This window comes from Wolbachia endosymbiont (group A) of Volucella bombylans, assembly GCF_964026965.1.
GTDB lineage: Bacteria > Pseudomonadota > Alphaproteobacteria > Rickettsiales > Anaplasmataceae > Wolbachia > Wolbachia pipientis.
Genome location: NZ_OZ034717.1, coordinates 1,060,281 through 1,084,710, shown reverse-complemented (window position 1 = coordinate 1,084,710; position 24,430 = coordinate 1,060,281). Strand labels below are relative to the sequence as shown.

Here is a 24,430-nt window from a genome sequence, read left to right as displayed (position 1 = left end):
ATCACAAAAATTTCTCAATCATATAATTTGATAAGCCTGTCGTTTGCAAGATAATATCAACAGAAATTCCCTCTTTCACTAAATTCCTTGCAACTTCAATCTTCTTTTCCTCTCTGACCTTTTCTCTACAAACATGTATACCTTCAAATAAAGACTTGATTAGCATATCGCGTAATTCCCGACTCTCAATCTTTTTGTATTCTTCTATCAACTTTGATAGCTTTTCTTCCGCTTCACTATCCTCATCTGATTCGGGAAGTAGATCTATGATACTGATTGATAATACCTTTGCTATTTCATCTAACATTTCAAGTGAGACAGCAGCTCTCCCTTGTTCATACTCGTATATTCCTTGATTTGTTATGCCAACTTTATTCGCTAAATCTTTTTGTGTATATCCTCGTATCAATCTCCACTCTTTTATCCTTTGCCCTACTTTGTATGGAATGGGAATTTTGTTCTCCTCATACTCACCAATAGATAAGTTAGTTGTTCGAGAGATAACATGAGCAGAAACTCCTACTTTCATCAAACCCCTTGCTACTTCTATTTTTACCGCTTTTCTGCTTCTTTCCTCGCTCAAACGAATAAATTTGGTTAATAAATAAAATACCTTGCTTAATTCTTTATCTTTATAACCCTTTACTAAATTTAATATTTCTTCATCTTCAAAATATCTTTTTTCATTTGGTAGCGTCTCTCCACAAACTAGACCTTTAACATTTACTGATAATGCTTCTGCTATAGCATATAATTTCTTAATTGGAATTTTACGACTCCCTTTTTCATATTGCAGTATTGCCCAGTACTTTACACCAACCTTCTCCGCTAAATCCTTCTGAGTATACCCTCGCTCTAACCTCCAACTTTTCACTTTTTGCCCTACCTCACAGTCTAGACTTTTTTCCATACAAAGAACCATACATATAATATTTTCTACTATAGCTCAAAGGCTCCAGATATAATGGTAGACTCTGGAACCTTAAAATAAATGAATTAAAGCCCCCTAAAAGTTTCTTTACTATTTTCACGTACTTTATCTACCCATGAAGACAATTTTTCACTTGGGCTATCAACCTCCTTCATAAGCTGCTTGCTATTCCATATGCCACATCTCATAAAACTTCCCTTTTCTACTGCTTCTTTAAGTTTTACTCCAGCAAAAAGACAATTTTTTCCTATTTCTTCGCCTCTTTCTTGTAATTTAGACCACATTTCCTTATTTTCTACTCTGACTTGTACTTGATCATATTTTTTTACATCGTGGTACAATATAATATCTAGCTTACCAATGCTTGTAGGAAATTCTAATATAATAGAGCTTCCATCTGACATATCGATATAGTTTCTTATACCTCCCTTCTCACTTTTAACCTCAACTGCATCATTGCCAATTTTTAAAATATTACTTCCTAGCTCTCTTTTTGCTTCCAGTATTTTGGCTACCTCTACCTTGCTATCCCCAGAAAATTCTATATACGATGTTGTATTATCTATTTCAACATCTATTAATTCTCCTTCTTGCACAGCACTTTCGCCAGCTTTCTCTAGTTCTTCTAGTCTCTCATCTATATGTGGCTGAACTTCTGGTTGTAGCTCATTATAGATTTCACCTATCAATTTATTCTCCAATAAAGTATCATGAAACTCTGCACCGTTTAGCATTAATTTACGTATTAGCTTTTTACGATCAGCCTTATCAAATTTATGAAAATGTGTGCCCAGTATCACATATTCCGCGAAGCTCCACTCTCCATCATTACATGCATTTAGCCTTGCTCCAGCAGCTAGTGCTTCGTCTACAACCTTGTGCAGTTCATTTGGACTTTTTGCTCTTACCACAGCACTCTTAAACCAGCTCAACTTTTCTGCACTTGGCTTTATTTTTTTCAAAGCTGAAGCAAATGGATTTTTATCTTCTTGATCACTTACAGGTTTTGTGCCATAAACATAGTCAAATCCTTTCCCATAGTTGATTTTGTTTTCGCGAACTTCTCTACCAGGGAAAGGTGCTATTTCTTCAGGCTTTTTAGCCTTATTAATTTTGCTTACAAAGGTGGATTGCTCCTTAGTACGACCAATTCCTACAATAGCATTTAACACCTCACCTTTTGATAATCTATCAAGATCAATGTTTAACTCGTAAGTACCTCCTTCTTGATCATCAAAAGGTACAATTATTTTCTTACCCATATTATCCTCACTATTAAAAATACTTTTTAAGTATATAAACCTTAGTTTATATATTCTATTACTCATTATAAATTATAGTGAGTAGATTTGCAAATACTTTCTACTATAACAATCCGTTTTCTCTAAAGCTAAAATAACCACCACTTGTGATGATAATGTGATCAAATAATCTAACGCTTACAGTACTACACGCTGCTGCTAAGCCCTTTGTTACTGCTTGATCTTCTTCTGACGGCTCTAAGCTTCCTCCAGGATGGTTATGTGACATTATTATTAATGTTGCATTTTTTATTAATGCTTTTTTTATAATCTCCTTTATGTATACCGGTGCTTTTTCCATTTCACCAATATAGGATTCTTCTCCGATTAATTGGCGCCTTTTATTCAAGTACAGTATTTTTACACATTCCCTTTCTGAGTATCCTATACTTACGTTCAAATATTCTACTAGCCCTTGTAAGTCCATTATTGGCTCACTCTTGAGCTTTTCTCTCAGTACCCTTTCTAGCGTTTCCTTAACACACATAATCATTGCTACTGCAGAATCAGTTACTCCTTCTATCACTTTCAGGTCATCCATTTCTCTACCTAAAATCCTTCCTACTCCCGTATAAGTGTTCACCAGATTTTTAGCAATTTCTTGAGCTTGTGACCTTTCATGTACTGCACTTAGAAATGTTTCCATTATTTCACGATCAAGTAGTGCTTTGCCTTTGCTTTCTAATATTCTGAATTCTATTTCTTCTTTACTTTTATTCATATAATTTACCCTTCACTAACAACAAACTTTTTTTAGATATTTACTGCTGTCTTTTTATCAGCATTGGCATAAAGCCATAGCTTTCGAGTGAAGTCAAATCAATTTTTCAATCTTTTTTGCTTATTTTTTCATTAAGAAGTGAATATATTAATATATGATGATTTTTTTATTTTAAACTTGTTGAATTTCGTCTAAAGAGATTCCTACAGTTTGCAAAATAATGTTGATTGGAATTACTCCTTTCACTAAATCTTTTGCAATTTTCATCTTTTCTGCTCTTTTCACTTTCTCTTCGCAAATTTGTATGCTTTCAAACAGAGATTTTATTAGCGCATAGCGTAATTCTTGACTCCCAATTTTTTTGTATTCTTTTATTAAATCAGGTAGCTCATCTTCTACTATCTCATCAACTATGTTTTTTAAAAAATTTTTTATTGTGTAATTTTGCAACTTGATCCAATCATGTAGGTAATAAAAATCCATTCGTCATAGGAATAGAATTTTATGTCAAACAGCTATTGCCTGCTTAAGCCAATGAATATGTGAATAAGTACTTTAAGTTTGTGTGGACGTACTTATTCACAATATTCATTGTCAGTTGCTACTGTGTGAAGTAATTGCTGCTTTAAGTCTTGCATTAGCAATTACTATAATTTTACGCATAAGAGCTGTTATAGCCACCATCTTCTTCTTACCACTTTCAACAAGCTTAGAATAAAAGGCACCAAGTACAGATTTTGACTTTGTAACAGCTATGGCTGATATGAAGAGCTTTGAACGAACATTACTTCTACCGCCCATAATCCTTCGGTAACCAACAGCTTTACCACTTTCCTTAGGATGAGGTGCTACTCCGGCAAGACTTGCTACTTCTTTTCTACTTAAGTAGCCAAGCTCTGGCATTAAACACAAAAAATCTTGTGATAACTTTTTGCCTATTCCAGGAACTGTTTTAAGGATTTTTTGACGTTGTTGTAGCTCATGGCTTTCATCAATAATTTTTTGTATAGTGTCATTGAGTTCGTTTATTTGATTATTGAAAAATTCAATGGTCTTCTGGCAACTTTCCTTTATATGGTCATTTTCAGGAGCTTCCAGTCTACACTTTTCCTGAGTTCTCATTTGCGTAATGTCATCACGACGTTGACACAGTGCAGCTAGAGTTGATTGTTCTTTTGAAGTAGGTACAAATAGAGAGAGAGTTTTATGGCGTTCACATCCGTATTGAGCAAGAGCCATCGCATCTGATTTATCAGACTTTGCTAAAGTTCCGTGAGACAAGATAAAACTTTTTACTTTTCGAGTATTTGCTTGATGTACTGCAATATTATTGCCAACAAGAAAATGTGATAAACCAAGCTCATATTTGCCCGTATTTTCTAAAGTTACCAAAGAATTAGGTAAGATATCTGAAAACTTTTTAAACAACAGTTGCCAACCATCAGCATTATTGTCGAACTTGATAATGTTATTTTGGTTGTAAACTGCAGCAACATTTTTAAATTTTCCGATGTCAATGCCAATAAAATTTTGATAAGATGTAACCATAATAAACCTCGATAGTTTTAGTTAATTTAAGATTGTAAACGGGCGTATATATATTTCCCAAACAACTATTCAAACGTATCGAGAGATAGGGCTAGTGTACCTTGATACAAACGGTTGTAATACCAATTGGTTTTCGGTCGCACACGCCCGTGATAACTCTATTCCTATAGTGAGTAGAGTTATCTTCCCTCTTACTTCATTTATATCATGTTTTTAACTTACAATCTTCCTCTATGAGCAGATCTGTAATGCTAATTGATAATGTTTCTGCTATTGCATATAATTTTTCCAGTGGAATGGCCACACGTCCTTGCTCATAGTTGCTTATTTCGTCACGTGTTGTATCCATTTTCTCAGCCAAATCCTTTTGAGTATACTCTCTTCCATTCTTTTATCTTCTTTCCTATTTGGCAGTAAATAGAACCTCCTTTTTCTTCAACACATTCATCAGCAGAGAGACCAATTGTTTTTGCAACAATATCAACAGAAACTCCTCCTTTAACCAGACCCTTTGCAATTTTTATTTTCTCTGCTTTTTTACTACTTTTCTCACTAATTTGAACAAACTTGGTTAGTAAACAAAATATCTTACGTAACTCTTGATCATTAATCTTTTTATATTCTCTTACTAGATTTAGTATTTCTTCTCCCTCATCTTCAAGACAGATTTTTTCATTTGATACAGGAATTAGGTCTACAATACCAATCGACAATATCTCTGCTATAGCATACAACTTTTCAATCGAAATTTTACGTGTTCCTTTTTCATATTGTAGTACTACTTGATACGTTACACTGACTTTCTTCGCTAAATCTTTTTGAGTATATCCTCGCTTTAACCTCCAGTTCCTTACTTTTTGTGCTATCTGATACCTTATTGAGATGTTTGCCATAAATATTATACATGTTAATACTACCAAACAAAGATATACAAAAACTTCTATGTTTGCATTTTAGTTGAATATTTCTTCACAATTGTGTATAATTATTAATGCTTTTTATCTTACTTTCTCATGGCTCTTTCTAAATTTCTTGATGCTCGCAATGATTATGCCTTTAAAAGAATATTTGGCACCGAGAAGAATAAAGATATCCTCATTCATTTCTTGAACGATATTTTAGGCTTTACTGGCTTAGCTGCTATTCACGATGTTGAATTCTTAGCTACCATTTTGGACCATGAGATTGCCGCTAAAAAGCAAAGTATTGTCGATGTTCTTTGTAAAGACTCTCAAGGTTCAAGATATATTATAGAAATGGTGCGACCTGAAAGCCTTCGGTCATATTGTTTAAAAGGAGAGGAATTCATTCAGAAAGAAACTGAAAGGATTCTAAAGCTTATTGAACCAGATGTTTTGCCATCTGAGTCTACGCATCAGTGCGAATTGGGTAACCAGTTGGTGCCGAGCGACGCGGACAATGAACCTCCTCTTGATAAAGAAGATGCTCAATCGTGAGAGAAAGCATAAACTACAAGCATCATGTGGTTGGAGGGCTAGGCTTAGTGGTATGGTGAACGTAAGTGAAGCTTCATAAGTATCGTAACGATTAAAGAGCTAAAGATGCTGATAAGCTCCGACCAAAAGGTAATGTGGATGAGTTACATTTTTCATTTCTGGATGTACGCAAATAATAATTCCACCGGTATAGAGAAGCCACCTAACCCACTATTGTATGACAAAAGGAACAGGATAAGCCTGTATTTTCGCCTATATGGCAGGCAACCCGCAAGGAATGCTGATGGATGTGCAGGTAAAGGATAATGGAGAAAGCGAATGCCATTTTGTAACGAAATGGATAGAATTTGTAACATTAATTCGCGTGAAAACGAGCAGACTTCCATTTGGTCCCTCATGACAAGAAACTTTGTTAACCACTTAAGGTAGGAAAGCAGATGATTACAAGTACAACTGTAAGTGCACCTACCAATAACTCCGAAGCATGGAACCAGTTACCCTGGAAGAAATGCCAAAAAGTTGTTATGAGGCTACAGAGGCGTATTGTTAAGGCTGTCCAACAAGGCAGATGGGGTAAGGTGAAAACTTTACAACACCTTCTCACACGCTCTTTTAGCGGCAAAGCTTTGGCGGTTAAGAGAGTAACTGAAAACCAAGGAAAAAACACAGCAGGTGTAGATCGTCAAATATGGTCGACTTGCAACACAAAATTTCAAGGAATAAAGCTATTAAAACAAAGAGGATACAAACCTTCTCCGCTAAAACGGATATACATCAGTAAGTCTAATGGCAAAAGAAGACCTCTTGGAATCCCTACGATAAAAGATAGAGCCATGCAAGCATTATACTTGTTTGCTTTGGAACCGATAGCTGAAACGATCAGTGATCGTCACTCTTATGGTTTTAGACCAAAAAGATCCTGCGCAGACGCTACTGTGGCTTGTCACTTGTTACTGGCAAGCCGTAACCAACTACAATGGATACTCGAAGGTGATATTAAAGGGTGTTTTGATAACATTAACCATGAATGGCTCATGAAGCATATTCCTATGGAGAAGAAAATTCTTCATAGCTGGTTAAAAGCTGGCTTCCTAGAATCAAAAACTCTGTATTCCACAACTGCAGGTACCCCACAAGGTAGTATCATCTCTCCAATACTAGCAAATCTAGCCCTAAATGGACTTGAAAAATCATTGGAAAGTCAATTTGGTAAACTTGGCAGTAAAAGAAGAAGCAAAATCAGAAGTGGAGTAAATGTAATCAGGTACGCAGATGACTTTATCATTTCAGGAATCACACGTGAAGTACTGGAAAATGAAGTAAAACCTCTAGTATCGTCCTTTCTTCAGGAGAGAGGTCTTATCCTTTCCGAAGAGAAAACAAAAATTACATCTATTACAACAGGGTTTGACTTTCTTGGTTGTAATGTACGCAGGTATAATAAGAAGTTAATTATAAAACCTTCAAAAGAAAGTATTAAGAAACTTCTTAATAAAGCACGTACATTGATAAAGGCAAACATAGCGAACACTCAGGCCGTACTAATCAAGTTGCTCAATTCCCTATTAAGGGGATGGGGAAATTACTACAGCCATGTGTGTGCGAAAAGAGCTTTTAACAAAATAGACCATGAAATTATGTGTGCTCTATGGAAATGGGCAAAGAAAAGACATCCTCGTAAAGGATTACGTTGGATAAAGAATCGTTACTTCAAGGTAATGAAACAACGCCAATGGGTCTTTGCTGCACCCATATGCAAGAACAAACCGAAAGAGATAAGGTATTTAAGACTGCTTAGGTTGATTGATATACCTATCAGACGACATGTTAAAATCAGGGCGGATGCAAATCCACTTGACTTAAAATGGAAAAAGTATTTTGATGAAAGAGTGAAACAAACAAAAATGTTAGCAAGCTCTTTCTCAAGAGAAGGTTCTCTACTGTTGGTGTCACCATTAAGAATGATGTTTTCTGAGGAATCATGAAGGACAAGCCGGTTCGAGAAAAGAAGGACTTAGATAAGGGGCTCAAGCGTAGTGTGGGGAAACCTGCATGCTGCGTTTCTAAGGGAGGGAGTAGTAGCAATACTACTTCCTTACCTAACCATCTTACTCGCGATAAAGGCTTCGAAAAACGAGCTCAATTATATGCTGCTAAGGCTTACTCAAGGCAAGCTGATAAATCTGGTAAGTACATTGATTTAAAGAAGGTTTTCTTTATTGCTATCTCTAATTGTAATTTATTTCCTGATAAGCTTGATTATATATCCAGCCACACTATAAGAGATGAGAAAACCAATGAGCATGACTTAAAAGATTTTCAATTTGTATTTATTGAACTACCTAAATTTCCTAAGAATAAGGAAGAACAGCTAGAAAGCATAGTGGATCGTTGGTTATTTTTCTTCAAATATGCAGATGAAACTACGGAAGAAGACTTAAGGAAAATAGCAGAAAAAGCACCGATAATAAAGTTAGCCTACGATGAATTAGACAGGTTTAGCTGGAATGAAAAAGATTTAGTAGCTTATGAAGAAAGAATAATGGATCTACGCAAAGAAGAAGCCATTCTTGAATACAGACTTGATCTTGCTACTGAAAAAGGAATCCAAATTGGCGAAGAAAGAGGCATCAAAATCGGTAAAGAGGAAGGCAAAATTGAAGGGAAAATTGAAGTCGCAAAAGCAATGCTGGCTAATAATGTTGATGTTAACACTATTGTCAAATTTACTGGCCTTTCTATTAGTGAGATTGAAGAATTAAGTGTGAACAATTACTAATTAAGAACTTTAATTATCAATCATAAGTCACTGAATTTCGTTAGTAAATTTGTTGCCATTATCCATATTGCACAATTGTATATAAGATATAGTATAACAATAGTGTCCGTTCAGCTAATACCAATTCCCACTGCACAACAAACGGATAGGCAACAATGGAAAAAAAGCCATACTATTGCCTTTCTTTCTCACTCCACAATTAAATAACTCTGCAATATCGCTTATTTGATTCACTAATAATGAGAATTGGTATAACTTTGCTATTTTTCTCTCTAGATTCTTGCAAAGTTCTACAAGATTAACCACATTACCTCACGTTTTCTCTATGATTATTTTTTTAGATTACTTGTCTACCTTATTTGCCGTTCTCCTGAACGAATATACATAAGCTATAAAAACTATCTAATAGCTACCCAAAACCCTTATTTCCCACTCAAGTTCAACATTAAATTTATCCTTTACTGCATCTTTTACTTTGTTGCCAAGGTTTTCCAAGTCAGATGCAGTTGCATTATCGTAATTGAGCAAGAAGTTACAATGTTTCTTAGAGATTCTAGCTCCACCAATATTTAACCCTAGGCAGCCAGATTTATCAATTAACTCCCATGCTCGGTAGTTTTTTGGATTTTTGAATATGCACCCAGCAGTTTTTCCTCTTATTGGCTGGCTTTTATTTTTCCTCTCAATAACTTCCTTTAACCTTTGCAGTATAAGCTCATACTCTGAGTTTACTCCTTTAAACTCAGCTTCAACAAAAATCCAATTTCCTTTTAGGCTATGTCCACGGTAAAAATACCCCATTTCTTCGCTGGAGAACTCATATAGGTTTCCATCCTCTAGATTCACTGCTTTTATGGATTGTACAACGCTTGCGATGTCACTACCATACGCACCTGCATTCATTTCTATTCCGCCACCAACTGTTCCTGGAATTCCAACTAGAAACTCAAGTCCACTAATTTGTTGCTCTCCTGCAAAGTAAGCAAGGTTCCTGAGCAGCGCAGCACCACCTGCAACAATGGAGTTGTTACCTTTACTTTTTATATATGAAAATTCCTTACCCAATTTTACTATTATTCCTCGAATGCCACTATCCCGCACTATTATGTTGGATGTTGCACCGATAACGTTGATTGGCAACTCAGTGTTTTTAATCAAGCATGTTAAATCTTCAATATCACGTGGTTTAAATAATATATCAGCTCGTCCACCGACATTTAACCACGTTGCTTTAGACATTAAGATGTCATAACGATAGACTCCACGTACTTTAGGTAAGCTTATAAGCATTTTGATTTCAACTCTAACCCTGCATCCATACCCATTTTCTCCGCATCTTCTATAAATGAAGTGCGCTCAGTGAAGTATATATTTTTTTCATCTGCCAACATACAACGAAGATGTAGCATATTTTCGCTCACATATTCAGCCAAAGCTGCAAGTGGTGTAAAACATGAACCATTCACTGTCTTCATAAAACTGCGCTCTGATTTCACTCTTATAAAAGACATATTATTATTAATTTTCTCTAAAAGATCGATAATTTTTACATCATTCCTTCTACATTGAATACAAATCGCTCCCTGTCCCACTGCACTTAACATAACTTTTGGTGGCAATACCTCTGTAATTAAGTGATGTTTTTCTAATCTTATGAGCCCTGCTTCAGCTAAAATTATTCCATCAAAACTTTGATTTTGCAATCTAGTTGTTACATTTCCACGTAACGGTACTATATTTAAATCTGGTCTAAAATTTAGTAACTGAACTTTTCTTCTTATTGCAGAAGTGGCAATAATAGCCTGTTGTGGCAAAGACTCAAGGCTATTGTGTTTATGAGAAATAAACGCATCGCATGGACTTAGCCTTTCTAAAACACAAGGAATTGTTAAGCCCCCTGAGAAAAACGCAGGCACATCCTTTAACGAATGAACTGCCATATCTATATTATTTTCGAGCAATTCAGCCTCAATTTCTTTAATGAATAATCCTTTACCTCCTATTTCAGCAAGATTTGCGTTTGCATACTTATCTCCAGAAGTTTTTATCTTAACAATTTCAATAGATAAGTTAGGAAAAGAGTCCAGCAACTTTTGTTTTGCTTCCAAAGCCTGGGCAACTGCAAGCTTGCTTCCTCTGGTACCTATTTTGACTAGCATATGTACGACTGTTTGAATACCAAACCTTAACCTAATTAATTATTTAAACACTTTGGTAACGTGTATCGCATGAACTTCGGTTACCCTCTCTCTGATGTCATCCGAGTAGCTGACTACTTGGATCCAGTTTATATGAGCCTTTGCATTTATTGTACTTTAACTTAAAACCAAAAGCAACTTTGCCTTTACAAAATAATAACCTTTTATATGCATAAATAAGCTTACTGGATTCTAGTGTCAAGCTACTTGCATGACAAGGTATAAACCTTATCGTCATACCACCGCGAACCGTCATACCGTCACGGTATCTCTAGATCCCGCTAACACGTAGCGGGATGACGGTTGTCGTTTAGCTATAAATATTAAAAAATTTACCAAGCGAAAAAAAAGGCAAAAGAAGCCCCGTGGTGGTTGGCTATTTACTATGTACTAAAATATCGGCGTTTTTTTTATTCTAAAACGCTTGATTAAGAGCGATTTAGCTGCTTTTAACTTGCAACTAACCTACACCGCAAGTGTTTAAGAAATTTACTAAGCAGGAAAAAAGGCAAAGAAACCCCGTAGTAGCTAGCATTCAAATTCTCCCTTGTCAATTTGACGTTTTTTGCTGTCTTAAACGCTTTGTAAGCGCGTTTCGGCTTATATAGGTAAAAACCTAAAAATTTTTAAAGACATGCGATGCACGCAGTGCGAAAAATTAAACATGAGACGCCAAATACCCTAAGTTTTTTGTCATTAACCTGCACAGATTGCGAAGATAAATAAATAGCTTCAGTACCATGATAGGGGGGCTGACAAAGCTTGTCAAGGAATTTTTATGGCCTAGCGTCACGTGCTGGAATGACATTTGGGAATATGTTATCCGTTTGTCACTTCTAAATGATAAGAGCCTCAATGAATTTATTAGTTTATTACATGTCTCTTTTCATGTATAAATCTATAGAAAGTTTTATACGGAAGTTGTTTTATGAGCAAAATTATAGAAATCAGAGCACCAAAAACTCTTGGTGGTGAATCAGTTACAGAAGGTATAGTAAAAATAAAGAAGGGTATTGGAGAAGCAGTAAAAGTAGATGACTTGATCTTTGAAATTGAAACTGACAAAACAGCACTCGAATTAACTGCAGAAGCTTCAGGGCAAATAACTGAATTTCTTATAAAAGAAGATGATGTAATAAGTCCTGATCAATTGTTAGCAAAGCTTTCCATGGGAGAAGTAAAAGAGGAAGCGAGAAAAGAAGATAAAAGCGAAAGTGCTGCTAAAAAAGATGCTCCATCAGCTCGTAAAATTATGGAAGAAAATGCAATCAGTGCAGAAAGCGTCAAAGGAACTGGCATGGGAGGCAGAATAACAAAAGCAGATGTGATAGGCCATATGAACAAAGCTGAACAACCTGCAATAAAACAATATGAATTGCCAAAAAGTGTAGTAAATGGAGAGCAAAGAGAGGAACGAGTAAAAATGAGCAAAATAAGGCAAGTAATTGCCGCTCGTTTGAAAGCATCGCAAAATACTGCTGCAATACTGACCACGTTCAATGAAATTGACATGAAAAATGTCATGGATCTAAGAGCAAAATATAAGGACGCCTTTGAAAAAAAATATGGAATAAAACTTGGTTTTATGTCGTTTTTTATAAAGGCAACGGTGCAAGCATTGAAAGAAATTGCTGAAATTAACGCTGAAATCTCAGGCGATGAAATCATATATAAACATTACTATGACGTAGGTGTTGCTGTTGGCACCGATAAAGGTCTTGTTGTACCAGTTATTCGGGGTGCCGATCAGATGTCATTTGCAGAAATTGAGTTGACTTTGGTTGCTCTTGGCAAAAAAGCTCGCGAAGGTAAATTACAAGTATCAGAAATGGAAGGTGCAACATTCACTATCTCAAACGGCGGAGTATACGGTTCGCTTCTTTCTACTCCGATAATAAACCCTCCGCAATCTGGAATACTTGGAATGCATTCAATACAAAACAGGCCAGTTGCTGTTGGTAATGCAGTAGAAATCAGACCTATGATGTACATTGCTCTCTCTTACGATCACAGAATAGTTGACGGCAAAGGAGCAGTAACTTTCCTCGTTAAAATAAAAAATTATATAGAAGATCCAAATAGATTAGTTTTGGAAGTGTAGCTCAAATGAATTGTTGTTAATCCAGTATTGCTAAAAACCTAAATGTCATCTAGTTCTGCCAGCAGTTTAGCAACTTCCGGATGATCAGGGCCATAATGTTTCTCAAAAATAGGCAAGGCCTGTTCAAGCAATTTCTCTTGTTTCTTGTGATCGCCCAAAGCGCCATAGGCAATACCAAGATTTGCCAGTAGTTTGGCAACTTGAACATGACCAGAGCCATAATGTTTCTCAAAAATAGGTAAAGCTCGTTCAAGCAACTCCTTTTTTTTCTTGTGATCACCTAAATCTCCATAAGCATTACCTAGATTTATCAGTGTTTTAACAACTCCAGAATGACCAAAGCTATAATGTTTCTCTTGAATTATTAAAGCTCGTGCAAGCAGCGTTTTTGCTTTCTTGGGATCGCCTAAAACTATGTAAACGCCACCTAAGTTTGTCAGTAGTTTAGCAACTATAAAATGATCAGGGCCATAATGTTTCTCTTGAATTATTAAAGCCCGCACAAGCAACTCCTTTTTTTTTCATGATTACCTGACGCACCATAGGCAATACCAAGATTTGCAAGTGGTATAGCAACTTCAGGATGATCAGGACTGTAGTGTTTCTTAAGGACGGGTAAAGCCCGTTCAAGCAACTCTTTTGCTTTTTGAGGAGTACCTAAAGCCCTATAAGAGTTACCAAGGTTTGCCAGTGTCCTAGCAACTTCGAAATGGTCAGGGCCATAATGTTTCTCTTTAATTGTTAAAGTCCGTTCAAGAAGCTCCTTTTGTTTATCATGATTGCCTAAAGTCCCGTAGGAACTACTTAGGTTTGTCAGTATGGCAGCAACTTCGAAATGGTCAGGGCCATAATGTTTCTCAGAAATAGGTAAAGCCCGTTCAAGCAACGTCTTTTTTTTCTTGTGATCACCTAAATCCCCGCAAGCGATACCGAGGTTTGTCAGTGCCGTGGCGACTATAAAATGATCAGATCCATAATGTTTTCTAAAGATAGGTAAAACCCGTTCAAGCGACTCCTTTTGTCTTCTAGGATTACCCAAGTAATAATATCCATCACTCATTCGTATTAACAAATCCACAAGATAATCCTTCTCTATTGTTTGCTTTTCTAAAGGATTTTTTCCTAGCCAATCATCTATATGTGATAAGAACGTTTCTAAATGTGGTAACAACTGTCGTTTCTTAGCATAATCTTCTAATTTGTCACTGTCGTCAGGGAAGCTTTCTTTTAATAATTGAAAAACGGTTTTTATATCTTTTTTAATTTTTCCACTTTCCTTTGACTTTAGCCTAATTACATCTTGTACTAAACAGTGAATAGAAACACTACTACTCTGCTCATTGGACACTAGCATCGAATATCTCAATAATATACCTAATACTTCTTCAAAAGGTTTTTCTTCAGAATTGTTCTCTACAATCTCAGGAAATATTCTTAACAAATCTTTAGGAATATCATTGTCTAAATATGCACAAGCTACTAACAACTTGCTTGCTAGTTTAGACTCATTACGAATTGCGTCCATTGTAATATCCCAAGTAATAAACACAGGCTCATGGTTAGAATCCTTAGGTAGTGTTTTATGAGATAATAAATAAAGCTTCCTTTCTGCATAAATTTCTAAGTAACGTGAGATAGTCATTTTGTTTTCTTTGATGTAAGCGCAAGCCTGAGCTAATGCCAAAGGTAATCTACCTAACTTTTCTGCCAATATACCTATATTTGGCCTATCGCTTTCTGAAACCTGGCCTAGAATTTTCTTAACATATAATTCTGATTCTGGAGGAGTAAAAACGTCTACACCTATACTCCCTTGTGGCCATTCAGTATTACGAGACGTAACTATTATTTTGCCGCCTTTTGTAGGTCTGAGCTTAGAAATGACTTCATAATTTGATACATTATCATAAATCAACAACCAGCCTTCACGTTTAGAATCTTCTAGCCAGTTTTTCACATAATAAGCTCGCTGTGCAATAGAAATGTTGTCTTCATCGTGAATAATATTTAATTTTCTTCCTAAATTAACATATTCACTGAGTAGTTGATCTTCATCTTTTGCATTAAACCAACATATTGCCTTGTATTCTTTCCCATGTTTTTGAATAAAATCTAGCACTGACTGTGTTTTACCTACTCCACCTAACCCGTACAAAGCAGTTAATATAACTGGCTCATTTTTTGTCTTTAGATGATTTACTATTTCTTCATTGAGATATTCTCGTTCAATGAAATTTCCACTAGCTATTTTAGGTGGAATGTTCCACCGTTCAAATAGATCTTCTCTAGGTTTGAGACTATAAAGATGTTCTATAGCTTCCCTAAAATAATCGTCTTTTCTTGTTAGATAAGAAACTTTGCTACCCTTTTGTGCCCACCATTTCTCTACCTTGTCAAATACACGGACAAAAACCGTATCAATATCTTCTTCCCCTGATATTTTGTATATATTCCCTATTTCTTTCTTAATAATATCATCTAATTTTGAATGATTAGGTTGATCAACTACAAACCTTATTCTAAGTAAAAAATCTTCTATTTCATCGTCACTACCACAACTGAAGTATTTTTTCAGTTCAGTATGATTTTTTATTTTGTAGCACGTTCCTTTTTGACCTTCATAAATATTTAAAGTGTTATCATTTGTTAACTTTGACTCTTCCAGATACTTCTCTAATGTTTCTACGCTTCCTTGCTTCTCTGTACCTTTTTTTAGGTTCACATTGACATTAGTATGAATGACAAGCGTAATATCACTGTTCTTACACTCAGGGTTTTGCTTAATCTCAGGATGAGATTCAAAATATTTGTTTAACCCGAAATCTTCTTTCTGTTGCTTTCTATCATTTCCATCAATAAACAAATCTTCAAAAGTAATATTCTTCGAAGAGCGATGTGTATTGCAGTGCTTAGCTTGAACCAAGATAATTCTCGATTTGTTCTTCTGATCTTTATACTCAAAAAAAATATCATCAAAGGCTCCAAAACCTTCTATGTTTGATGCTAACCAAAAGTCAATTTTACTACTTAACCCATGAAGTAGATACAGCATTAATAATTTTACTTCATACTTGCGACCATGATCACCTGTTGATGTGCCATCTCTCTTCTTAAATGTACGATTACTAAGTACTTCAGACTGTTTGTTTTCTACATTCATACCCTACTAAACCTACGAATAACTTCTTTCTATAAAAAATTAAAGTCACCAAGTGCCTAAGATAATGCAACAGATTCTTTAACATTGTAATAACAGTGCCGAACAGGGTCAATTTTGTTTGCTGTCTTAAGCATAAAGATTCCCCGAATCTAATATGTCATTGCTGTAGGCTGCATTTAGTAATATAATCTCATATTAAATAAGACTTTACTTAAGTTTATGCTAGATTCTCCGCTAATTTTGACAGCCATTCTTATATTTTTTATTTTTACGTTGTCATTCTTTTTTATAAGAAAGATATTTGGATCAACAAACAAGAAGATAATAAAATCCTTTAGGAAAATTGTTCAGCAAATAAATGCATTAGAAACAGAAATGCAGAGCTTATCTGATGAGGAGCTTGCTGGTAAAACTGAAGAATTCAATCGAGAATTGAAAAATGGGAAAACGTTAAATGATCTTCTCGTACCTGCATTTGCAGTTGTGCGTGAAGCCTCTCGAAGGTTTCTTAACATGAGGCACTTTGATGTTCAACTGATTGGTGGAATGGTGCTCCACAATGGCATGATATCAGAAATGAAAACAGGAGAGGGAAAGACACTCGTTGCAACTTTAGCAGCATATCTAAATTCCTTAGAAGGGAAAGGCGTACATGTCGTAACTGTTAACGACTATCTTGCAAAACGAGACACAGAGTGGATGAGCAAATTATATAATTCTCTTGGGGTTTCTGTTGCGTTTATTACGAATAACTTGACAGACGAAGAGAGGAAAGAGGCTTACAGTGCAGATATCGTGTATTCCACAAATAACGAGCTTGCCTTTGATTACCTGCGAGACAATATGAAATTTTCTCAAGAAGACATGGTTCAGAGAGGCTTTCACTACGGAATAGTTGATGAAGTGGACTCAATACTCATTGATGAAGCTCGCACTCCGCTTATTATTTCTGGCCCGGTTGAGGAAAACAATCAGATATATAAGCATATCAATAAAATAGTAACCAAATTAGTTGACTCCGATTATGAAGTAGATGAAAAAGGTAGAACGGTATTCTTGACTGAAGATGGTATTTCACGAGTGGAGGAACTACTAAGGTCATACAATCTCATTCCTGAAAATTCCTCGCTCTATGATACTGACAGCATGATAATGACTCATTATATAGACCAAGCATTACGTGCATATAAGCTGTTTACTGCTGATAAAGATTATATAGTAAAGGATGGCAAGGTAGTGATTATTGATGAATTTACTGGGCGTATGATGGAGGGCAGGAGATATTCCGATGGTCTTCATCAGGCACTTGAAGCGAAGGAGAATCTTGAAATTCAGCATGAAAACCAAACTTTAGCATCGGTCACATTTCAGAATTACTTTCGTATGTACAATAAACTTTCCGGAATGACGGGAACAGCAGCAACAGAGGCAGAAGAGTTTCGTGATATATACAGATTAAATGTAGTAAAAATTCCAACCAATGTACCTGTAAAAAGAGTTGATATTGATGATGAAATTTACGGTACAGAAAAGGAAAAATTTAATGCTGTGTTGAAGTTTATAGAAGAATGCTACAAACGCCTTCAACCGGTCCTTGTTGGCACGGTGAGCATCGAAAACTCTGAGAAGCTTTCTGCGCTTTTGCAAAGCCATTCTCTTAAGCATTCAGTATTAAATGCTCGTTATCATGAACAAGAGGCGTACATAATAGCGCAAGCTGGAGTGCCAGGTAGTATCACTATAGCAACTAACATGGCAGGACGTGGAACTGATATTCAGCTTGGTGGAAATGCTGAAATGATTGCAAAGGTGGAGCTAAAGAAGATAAAAAATGCTGATGAAAGAGAAAAAAAATACCAAGAAATAGTTGAAAGAGTAAAAAAAGATAAGGAAATTGCTATAAAAGCTGGTGGTTTATGTGTGGTTGGAACCGAAAGACATGAAAGCAGGAGAATAGATGATCAATTACGCGGCCGTTCTGGTCGTCAGGGGGATCCTGGACTTTCTAAGTTCTTTTTATCGCTCGAAGATGACCTAATGAGAATATTTGGCTCTGATAGAATGAGAAGTTTTTTACAAAAAGTAGGGCTAAAGAATAACGAAGCTATTCATCATCCATGGATCAATAAGGCACTCGAGAAAGCACAAAAGAAAGTTGAAGCTAGAAACTATGACGTGCGGAAATCTCTACTTAAGTTTGATGACGTAATCAACAACCAACGTAAAGTTATTTTTAAGCAGAGAAACAATATCTTAGGCAACGAAATTAATGATTTACTTGAAGTATATAGCGAAGTAAATGAGAGCGTAATAGAAGGTATAGTCCAAAGTGGCTATTATGAGGATTATATTGAAGATATAGTCAAAGAATTCCATACAAGGTATGGAATAACGCTTGATAAAGAAGATTTAGCAAAGTTTTTAAACAAACAAGAAGCTTTGGATTATATAAATGATAAGATACAAGAATTTTTTACTGAGAAAGAAAAATATTTCAACAGTCAGCACACTACAGATTTGTGGAATACGATCGTGAAGCAAATGATGATAATGACACTTGATCATTTATGGAGGGAACACCTTTCAGTTCTAGAGAGCCTAAGACAAAGCATAAGCCTACGTGCCATGGGGCAGAAAGATCCACTGAATGAATTTAAACGCGAAGCTTTCTTGATGTTTGAGTCAATGCTTGAAAAATGGAAGGAACTCACCATTCACCGCCTAGCGCACTTTAAGTTGGCAGATAACCAAGAGATAGGCAATAGGTTACATTCTGCTAGAAATAGCAGACTTCCCAAAGTCTCAAGAAACGACAAGTGCCCTTGTAATTCTGGAAAGAAGTACAAACACTGCCACGGCGCGGTTACTGTGGTGAATTAATAATTATGGTTGTACAGTTTGTTTATGTATCCGTTCAGCGGAGTGGCAGAATAAGGTAGACAAGGTGATCTAAAAAGATAATCATAGAGCAAAAGTGAAATAATATGGTAAACCTTTTAGAACTTTGCAAAAATTTACAGCAAAAAATAGAAAGGTTAGAAGCAAAAATAGAAAGATTGGAAAAAGAGAATGAAAGTTTAAAAGCAGAAAATAAGGCTTTAAAGATAGAAAATGCTGAGTTAAGAGAAAGACTCGGTTTAAGCTCAAAAAATTCATCAATACCAAGTTCCAAAGAGTTGTATAAAATAAAAAAGAATAAGCCGAAAAGCGAAAGGAATATTGGCGGTCAGGTTGGTCATAAAGGAAGTTTTCGCGCCAACATGGATGCAGATAAAGTAGTAAAGATAGAGTTGCCTAATACTTGCGAATGCGGAGGAGAAATTGCAATATGTGAAAAACCATATATTCATCAGAAAGTTGATCTTCCAGAAATCAAGCCTTATGTAGTGGAATATCAGTTAGAACATGGCCGTTGTCGGAGATGCGGAAAGAGAAGAAGTAGCAAGTTACCGGAAGGTGTTACGCCAGATACATTTGGTCCAAGGGTTAAGTCAATAATTGCAGCGTTCAGCGGATTCTACAAAAATTCAAAACGCGAAATAGCGAGTGTCGTAAATGATATCTTCAATTTGAACATAAGCGTCGGTAGCATATCAAATAGTGAACATAGAGTTGCTTCAAAATGCAAAAAAATGTATGAGCAGATCGAACAAGAGATAAGTAGGAGTAAAGTTCTACATATTGATGAAACGAGCCATTATAACAAAGGTAAACTCGCTTGGTGTTGGATGTTTGCAAGCAATACGGCAAGTTTTGTAAAATTTACAGAGTCAAGAGGAATGAAAGTTTTACAAAATAGTAAATTCTGCAATCGCAATAGCTTGGTAATAACTGACAGGTATGCAGCATACAATTATTTTGCCGATAAAAACAGGCAAATCTGTTGGGCACATTTATCAAGAGATTTTGAAAGATTAGCACATAGTTGGAATATTGAAGTTAAAGTTCTGGGTTGTTACTTGAGAAACGTGGCCACTGAATTATTTGCACTAAAAAAAGCTTTACTAAAAAGTGAGATAGATGTTTTGAGGTTTGTCAGACGTGCCAGAAAATTAAGAAAACGTACAAAGTATTACTTGAAGGAGATATCTCGTTTACCTGAAGCAATTGGAGCCTCTCGAGTTGCAAAAAATGTTCTGAGATCTGAAAGAATGATGTGGAAATTTTTAGATGACCCAGAAAATATTCCGCTGACAAATAACCACGCTGAACGGCAAATTCGGCATTATGTCGTTTATCGCAAAAACTCATATTTTACACAATCAAAGCGGGGAAATACATTCCTTGAGCGGATAATTTCATTATACTTAACTTGGAAACAAAGGGGTCTCAATCCTTTCCAAAATCTCCTATCTATTGTTTCTTAAACCACTCTCCTGAACGGATACCCATAGTTAGCAAACTTTCAATCAGAAACAGCCAAAGATCTCTCTAAGATGTCAGTTTCTTTTGTATCTTCAACTTTACCGTCCTGGTCGAATGAAATTTGCAGAGACTTACTACTATACTTCCTTTTTCCTAAAAAGTTGGCTTGTTTAATTTTATATGAGACATAGTACCAAACATTGTCATCGAACTTTGATACTAATGTTGGTGATCCTAAAGTGTGAACCACTTTTTCTTTATCGTCACCTACTTTTATCTTGCTCCACAATTCAACACTAATGCCAGGAGCTCCGTGATTGTGAATAGTGTGAGTGCAGCTCACTGTAAATAATAAAATAAAAGATATTAATACTCGCATTTCTGTTGATAAATTACTTGAAGCTATAATACACTAATAAATTATCTGCCGTCAAATTTCAAAAAAGTTAAATTGACTGATTCTCAATATCACTTAATATAATATTTACTTTAGAAAATAATAGGTGTCTTATGTCATTGTTAGAAGCAGATCCAATATACAAACCTTTTAATTACCCTTGGGCGTATGATGCGTGGCTGCAGCAACAAAGAATCCATTGGATACCTGAGGAAGTTCCACTTGCTGATGACGTAAAGGATTGGAAAACTAAACTTTCAAGTGTAGAAAAAAATCTACTAACCCAGATCTTTAGATTTTTTACTCAGGCAGACATTGAAGTAAATAACTGCTACATGAGGCATTATTCAAATATATTTAAGCCAACGGAAATATGCATGATGCTTGCAAGCTTTTCCAATATGGAAACTATACACATTGCAGCTTATTCTTATCTTTTAGACACAATTGGCATGCCAGAAAGCGAGTATCAAGCATTCTTAAAGTATGATGCTATGAGAAAGAAGTATGAATACATGTTAGAATTCGAGGAAAGCAAAAAACACGATAAAAAACATGTAGCTAAAACTCTAGCGGTGTTTGGTGCATTTACCGAGGGGTTGCAGTTATTCGCATCATTTGCAATTTTGCTCAATTTTCAACGCTTTGGAAAAATGAAAGGCATGGGACAAATAATTGCCTGGTCAGCCCGTGATGAAACTTTGCACACCAATTCAATTATCATGTTGTTTAATACATTTATTAAAGAAAATAATGAAATTTGGGACGACGAGTTTAAAGAGGAATTATATTCTGCATGTCGCACCATTGTTGAACTTGAGGATGAATTCATAAAGCTTGCTTTTGATTTCGGAGACGTTGAAGGACTATCCGCAGAAGAAGTGCGCAATTACATACGCTACGTAGCAAACAGACGGTTAATGCAATTAGGTCTTGAGTCCATATATGATGTTAATGATAATCCTATTCCGTGGCTTGATGAAATACTAAATGGCGTGGAACATACGAATTTCTTTGAAAATATAGTAACAGAGTATAGCCGTGCAGCAACTCAAGGCACATGGGAGGAGGCTTTTACTGAAAACGACACGAATAATAAGTGAGTGCTAATTTCACTCTTCTTTGTCATTCCAGTGTCAGCTACTTTCATTACACCATTTGCTGTGCAGTTTAGACAGTTTTGCTTTACTTAACAACTAACTTACCATATATATGTCCATAGGACATTGGTATATAAGAACGTGCTACAACTATTAATCTTACTCACGGTCATCACTTCAGTTGCATTCTTTGGTCATTTAGTTCCAATGGAAGCAAAAACCTTCTTGTACTCAACGAGCCTGAGTATAAAAGAGGTTTTGCTATTTATAATGCCTTTTATTATTTTTGCGTTAATCTTTAGCAGTGTTAACAATCTTAAGCAGTCAGCTATAAAGTTCATATTGTTACTTATTATAATGATCTTCTTGTCAAATCTGGCTTCAAGTTTAATAGCTTATTCTGTTGGGCATTTCATCATACAAAACACTCATTCAATACAAGATATAACGTATGAAGAAACAATTGTTCCCTTATGGTCGTTTAGGCTGCCTGCATTGCTTTCTAATTTTTATGCCCTTGCCTGTGGATTTGTGTCCAGCATAGTAGTGTCCACACTGCTACCCAAGAAAAGCAAAGAGCTTTCGAACAAAATGTTAGATTTAACTCTCTTTATTTTGAAGACGTTTTTGACGCCGATTATTCCAATATTTGTACTTGGGCTTGCTTTAAAAATGCAGCATGATCAAGTTTTATCTATAATATTTAAGGATTACTCAATAATTTTCATTATTATAGCATCTGCAACCTACCTTTATGTTTTCCTCTTATATGGAGCAGCAAATTCATTCAAGATCACAAGCTGGATAGCTAGTATAGGCAATATGATACCGGCATTTATTACTGCGATGAGCACAATGTCTAGTAATGCAACTATGCCTCTTAGTCTTGAAGGAAGCAAAAAAAATGTAAAGCAACCTGACATAGCATCGTCTGTTGTGCCAATAACTGCTAGCTTTCATTTAGTAGGTGATTGCTTTTTTATCATAATATTATCAATGATAATTGCCTCCGGTTATTCATTGTGCACAACAGACTATGTAACTTTCCTTCTCTATTTTTTGTTATTTAAGTTTGCTATCGTTGCAGTGCCGGCAGGAGGAATTATGGTAATGCTACCTATTCTTGAGAAATACCTCAAATTTTCTCCAGAAATGCTTTCGTTAATCACAGCATTGTATATAGTGTTTGATCCAATAATCACTTCAGCAAATGTTATGGGTAATGGTGCCTTTACTATGATATTTTCAAAACTCTATGATAAGCTTAAGTAATGTCTATTTTAGCGATTGATACTGTAGGTATTGGTAGTTCAATAGCAATAGTTGATTATGATGGTAACTGTTTTGTAGAGCACAATTCCACCAGCAATAGTCATGCAGAATCATTTTTTCAAATACTAAGTACTTTATTTGATAAGCACAACTATAATTATGATAAAATAGATCATTTGGCGGTAGTAGTTGGACCAGGAAGTTTCACTGGAATTAGAGTTGGTATATCAGCTGCACAAGGTATAAATCTTGCTACAAATAAGCCGTTATACGGGGTTAGTGCGCTGGAAGTTCAAGCCTACGCAATATCTTTGCTTTGTGCAAATAGCAAAAAAAATATCAGAGCTATAATCAAAAATGCTCAAGGGTTTTATACACAGTTATTTGATTTCAATTTATTGCCGCTGTCTGGTCCAACTGCAGCATGTGACCCTGGTCACGCTACAAGCAGTACACATATGGATTGCAATTTAAATGCTAGCCATGCAGGGCTATTAGTTCATTATAGACTAAAGAACAAGCAAAAATTAAATGAAGTTGAAGCTCTATATTTAAATGAGCCTCAGTATATGAAATTGCTATAGACTATTTTTTTGCATACACGCAATTTGGCTAAGCTTGTGCATCTGGTTTACTATCTCTTGAGCTACTTCTTTTATACTCATATTTGAATTTTCTATCTCTATAGCACTCGGTGGTGTAAATAAATTGTTAATCCTACATTGCTCTATCATGCTATTTAGATTAATCACCTTCCTATTTTTTCTTTGCCTTTTTAATGCAATACGCTTTTGTAATGTCGGTAGATCACACCTAAGTACCACAGGAAGGATTTCTGTGTTCATTTTTTTACTAAGCCTTACTATTGAATCATACATCCTCATGTTCTGGTCATTATTTTCCATCAACTCATCAATAAATATGTAATTTTTTGAGTGAATCGGATAATTTTCTATTACCTGAAGCATAATTTGCATAATGCCATATATTCTATCTTGAACTTCTTTAGGTATTTGATCACGTTCAAAGACACCATCGTATATAGAGCAAGCTTGAACATTGTTATAGAACTTACTATTTACAATTAATGCGTTTATCAT

The 24,430-nt window shown here is 35.5% G+C and carries 20 protein-coding genes and 3 pseudogenes; 10 read left to right on the top strand and 13 right to left on the bottom strand.

Annotated elements, in window-relative coordinates:
• Position 1 precedes the first annotated feature (1 nt).
• The 6 genes and pseudogenes from AAGD51_RS05440 to AAGD51_RS05415 form a co-directional block, all read right to left on the bottom strand.
• Positions 2 to 910: a helix-turn-helix domain-containing protein gene (locus AAGD51_RS05440; protein WP_264339509.1), complete on the bottom strand. Its 909-nt coding sequence runs from the start codon at positions 908 to 910 to the stop codon at positions 2 to 4.
• Between the two features lie 86 nt (positions 911 to 996).
• Positions 997 to 2,193 carry a hypothetical protein gene (locus tag AAGD51_RS05435; protein ID WP_341810398.1) on the bottom strand — a complete coding sequence of 399 codons (1,197 nt, stop codon included), beginning with the start codon at positions 2,191 to 2,193 and terminating at the stop codon, positions 997 to 999.
• Between the two features lie 103 nt (positions 2,194 to 2,296).
• On the bottom strand, positions 2,297 to 2,953 hold the full coding sequence (locus tag AAGD51_RS05430; protein ID WP_341810397.1) for a RadC family protein: 657 nt from the start codon (positions 2,951 to 2,953) through the stop codon (positions 2,297 to 2,299).
• A gap of 171 nt (positions 2,954 to 3,124) precedes the next feature.
• Positions 3,125 to 3,352 (bottom strand): annotated as a pseudogene (locus AAGD51_RS05425) (transcriptional regulator); the annotation flags it as partial.
• A 195-nt stretch (positions 3,353 to 3,547) separates the two neighbouring features.
• Entirely contained in the window at positions 3,548 to 4,501 is a 954-nt protein-coding gene (locus AAGD51_RS05420) for an IS110 family transposase (protein WP_341810396.1), read from the bottom strand.
• 211 nt (positions 4,502 to 4,712) lie between these two features.
• A pseudogene (locus tag AAGD51_RS05415) lies at positions 4,713 to 5,394 on the bottom strand (helix-turn-helix domain-containing protein); the annotation flags it as partial.
• A gap of 120 nt (positions 5,395 to 5,514) precedes the next feature.
• Between AAGD51_RS05415 and AAGD51_RS05410 the strand changes: the two are divergent.
• The 4 genes and pseudogenes from AAGD51_RS05410 to AAGD51_RS05395 form a co-directional block, all read left to right on the top strand.
• Positions 5,515 to 5,760: pseudogene (locus AAGD51_RS05410) on the top strand (PD-(D/E)XK nuclease family transposase); the annotation flags it as partial.
• A gap of 454 nt (positions 5,761 to 6,214) precedes the next feature.
• Complete coding sequence (locus AAGD51_RS05405; protein WP_173862902.1) at positions 6,215 to 6,358, top strand: hypothetical protein; 144 nt, start codon at positions 6,215 to 6,217, stop codon at positions 6,356 to 6,358.
• Positions 6,359 to 6,395: 37 nt separating this feature from the next.
• The gene (gene ltrA / locus AAGD51_RS05400) at positions 6,396 to 7,943 is read left to right on the top strand and encodes a group II intron reverse transcriptase/maturase (RefSeq protein ID WP_006280223.1); all 1,548 of its coding nucleotides are present in this window, start codon (positions 6,396 to 6,398) and stop codon (positions 7,941 to 7,943) included.
• On the top strand, positions 7,940 to 8,737 hold the full coding sequence (locus AAGD51_RS05395) for an Rpn family recombination-promoting nuclease/putative transposase (protein ID WP_341810395.1): 798 nt from the start codon (positions 7,940 to 7,942) through the stop codon (positions 8,735 to 8,737). Before ltrA ends, AAGD51_RS05395 begins: the two co-directional genes overlap by 4 nt.
• Before the next feature lie 114 nt (positions 8,738 to 8,851).
• Here the strand turns inward: AAGD51_RS05395 and AAGD51_RS05390 are convergent, their stop codons facing one another.
• From AAGD51_RS05390 to hemC, 3 genes are all read right to left on the bottom strand, one after another.
• Positions 8,852 to 9,043, bottom strand: coding sequence for a hypothetical protein (locus AAGD51_RS05390; RefSeq protein WP_006279936.1), 192 nt, complete (start codon positions 9,041 to 9,043; stop codon positions 8,852 to 8,854).
• A 96-nt stretch (positions 9,044 to 9,139) separates the two neighbouring features.
• Entirely contained in the window at positions 9,140 to 10,027 is an 888-nt protein-coding gene (gene murB / locus AAGD51_RS05385; RefSeq protein WP_236515092.1) for a UDP-N-acetylmuramate dehydrogenase, read from the bottom strand.
• Positions 10,018 to 10,896, bottom strand: coding sequence for a hydroxymethylbilane synthase (hemC, locus tag AAGD51_RS05380; RefSeq protein WP_265013873.1), 879 nt, complete (start codon positions 10,894 to 10,896; stop codon positions 10,018 to 10,020). Before hemC ends, murB begins: the two co-directional genes overlap by 10 nt.
• 967 nt (positions 10,897 to 11,863) lie before the next feature.
• Here hemC and odhB point away from each other — a divergent pair.
• On the top strand, positions 11,864 to 13,036 hold the full coding sequence (gene odhB, locus AAGD51_RS05375) for a 2-oxoglutarate dehydrogenase complex dihydrolipoyllysine-residue succinyltransferase (protein ID WP_077188159.1): 1,173 nt from the start codon (positions 11,864 to 11,866) through the stop codon (positions 13,034 to 13,036).
• A 38-nt stretch (positions 13,037 to 13,074) separates the two neighbouring features.
• Here odhB and AAGD51_RS05370 read toward each other — a convergent pair whose 3' ends face one another.
• Positions 13,075 to 13,539 (bottom strand): tetratricopeptide repeat protein, encoded by a 465-nt coding sequence (locus AAGD51_RS05370; protein WP_236515094.1) that lies wholly within the window; start codon positions 13,537 to 13,539, stop codon positions 13,075 to 13,077.
• Positions 13,527 to 16,196: a tetratricopeptide repeat protein gene (locus tag AAGD51_RS05365; RefSeq protein ID WP_236515095.1), complete on the bottom strand. Its 2,670-nt coding sequence runs from the start codon at positions 16,194 to 16,196 to the stop codon at positions 13,527 to 13,529. The genes AAGD51_RS05370 and AAGD51_RS05365 overlap by 13 nt, the downstream gene beginning before the upstream one ends.
• Positions 16,197 to 16,415: 219 nt before the next feature.
• On the opposite strand from AAGD51_RS05365, the gene secA reads away from it, so the two are divergent.
• Together secA and AAGD51_RS05355 are read left to right on the top strand one after the other, a co-directional pair.
• Positions 16,416 to 19,076 carry a preprotein translocase subunit SecA gene (gene secA, locus AAGD51_RS05360; protein ID WP_006280033.1) on the top strand — a complete coding sequence of 887 codons (2,661 nt, stop codon included), beginning with the start codon at positions 16,416 to 16,418 and terminating at the stop codon, positions 19,074 to 19,076.
• Positions 19,077 to 19,180: 104 nt separating this feature from the next.
• Positions 19,181 to 20,563 (top strand): IS66-like element ISWen3 family transposase, encoded by a 1,383-nt coding sequence (locus tag AAGD51_RS05355; protein WP_007548562.1) that lies wholly within the window; start codon positions 19,181 to 19,183, stop codon positions 20,561 to 20,563.
• Between the two features lie 38 nt (positions 20,564 to 20,601).
• Here AAGD51_RS05355 and AAGD51_RS05350 read toward each other — a convergent pair whose 3' ends face one another.
• Entirely contained in the window at positions 20,602 to 20,940 is a 339-nt protein-coding gene (locus AAGD51_RS05350) for an outer membrane protein assembly factor BamE (RefSeq protein ID WP_006279908.1), read from the bottom strand.
• Positions 20,941 to 21,071: 131 nt separating this feature from the next.
• Here AAGD51_RS05350 and AAGD51_RS05345 point away from each other — a divergent pair, with 131 nt between their 5' ends.
• The 3 genes from AAGD51_RS05345 (at position 21,072) to tsaB (ending at position 23,914) form a co-directional block, all read left to right on the top strand.
• Positions 21,072 to 22,061 carry a ribonucleotide-diphosphate reductase subunit beta gene (locus tag AAGD51_RS05345; RefSeq protein ID WP_341810394.1) on the top strand — a complete coding sequence of 330 codons (990 nt, stop codon included), beginning with the start codon at positions 21,072 to 21,074 and terminating at the stop codon, positions 22,059 to 22,061.
• 138 nt (positions 22,062 to 22,199) lie between these two features.
• On the top strand, positions 22,200 to 23,330 hold the full coding sequence (locus AAGD51_RS05340) for a cation:dicarboxylate symporter family transporter (protein WP_049973631.1): 1,131 nt from the start codon (positions 22,200 to 22,202) through the stop codon (positions 23,328 to 23,330).
• Entirely contained in the window at positions 23,330 to 23,914 is a 585-nt protein-coding gene (gene tsaB, locus AAGD51_RS05335) for a tRNA (adenosine(37)-N6)-threonylcarbamoyltransferase complex dimerization subunit type 1 TsaB (RefSeq protein WP_077188562.1), read from the top strand. Before AAGD51_RS05340 ends, tsaB begins: the two co-directional genes overlap by 1 nt.
• On the opposite strand, the gene AAGD51_RS05330 is transcribed toward tsaB, so the two are convergent.
• Entirely contained in the window at positions 23,909 to 24,430 is a 522-nt protein-coding gene (locus AAGD51_RS05330) for a hypothetical protein (protein WP_410542057.1), read from the bottom strand. The genes tsaB and AAGD51_RS05330 overlap by 6 nt on opposite strands.

Bases quoted from the DNA above. Each gene is read 5' to 3' on its own strand.
- AAGD51_RS05440 (WP_264339509.1), bottom strand. From the start codon at position 910: ATGGAAAAAAGTCTAGACTGTGAGGTAGGGCAAAAAGTGAAAAGTTGG.
- AAGD51_RS05330 (WP_410542057.1), bottom strand. From the start codon at position 24,430: ATGATAAACGCATTAATTGTAAATAGTAAGTTCTATAACAATGTTCAA.
- AAGD51_RS05345 (WP_341810394.1), top strand. From the start codon at position 21,072: ATGTCATTGTTAGAAGCAGATCCAATATACAAACCTTTTAATTACCCT.
- AAGD51_RS05430 (WP_341810397.1), bottom strand. From the start codon at position 2,953: ATGAATAAAAGTAAAGAAGAAATAGAATTCAGAATATTAGAAAGCAAA.
- AAGD51_RS05405 (WP_173862902.1), top strand. From the start codon at position 6,215: ATGGCAGGCAACCCGCAAGGAATGCTGATGGATGTGCAGGTAAAGGAT.
- AAGD51_RS05435 (WP_341810398.1), bottom strand. From the start codon at position 2,193: ATGGGTAAGAAAATAATTGTACCTTTTGATGATCAAGAAGGAGGTACT.
- AAGD51_RS05395 (WP_341810395.1), top strand. From the start codon at position 7,940: ATGAAGGACAAGCCGGTTCGAGAAAAGAAGGACTTAGATAAGGGGCTC.
- secA (WP_006280033.1), top strand. From the start codon at position 16,416: ATGCTAGATTCTCCGCTAATTTTGACAGCCATTCTTATATTTTTTATT.
- AAGD51_RS05365 (WP_236515095.1), bottom strand. From the start codon at position 16,196: ATGAATGTAGAAAACAAACAGTCTGAAGTACTTAGTAATCGTACATTT.
- odhB (WP_077188159.1), top strand. From the start codon at position 11,864: ATGAGCAAAATTATAGAAATCAGAGCACCAAAAACTCTTGGTGGTGAA.
- AAGD51_RS05350 (WP_006279908.1), bottom strand. From the start codon at position 20,940: ATGCGAGTATTAATATCTTTTATTTTATTATTTACAGTGAGCTGCACT.
- hemC (WP_265013873.1), bottom strand. From the start codon at position 10,896: ATGCTAGTCAAAATAGGTACCAGAGGAAGCAAGCTTGCAGTTGCCCAG.
- tsaB (WP_077188562.1), top strand. From the start codon at position 23,330: ATGTCTATTTTAGCGATTGATACTGTAGGTATTGGTAGTTCAATAGCA.
- AAGD51_RS05420 (WP_341810396.1), bottom strand. From the start codon at position 4,501: ATGGTTACATCTTATCAAAATTTTATTGGCATTGACATCGGAAAATTT.
- AAGD51_RS05355 (WP_007548562.1), top strand. From the start codon at position 19,181: ATGGTAAACCTTTTAGAACTTTGCAAAAATTTACAGCAAAAAATAGAA.
- murB (WP_236515092.1), bottom strand. From the start codon at position 10,027: ATGCTTATAAGCTTACCTAAAGTACGTGGAGTCTATCGTTATGACATC.
- ltrA (WP_006280223.1), top strand. From the start codon at position 6,396: ATGATTACAAGTACAACTGTAAGTGCACCTACCAATAACTCCGAAGCA.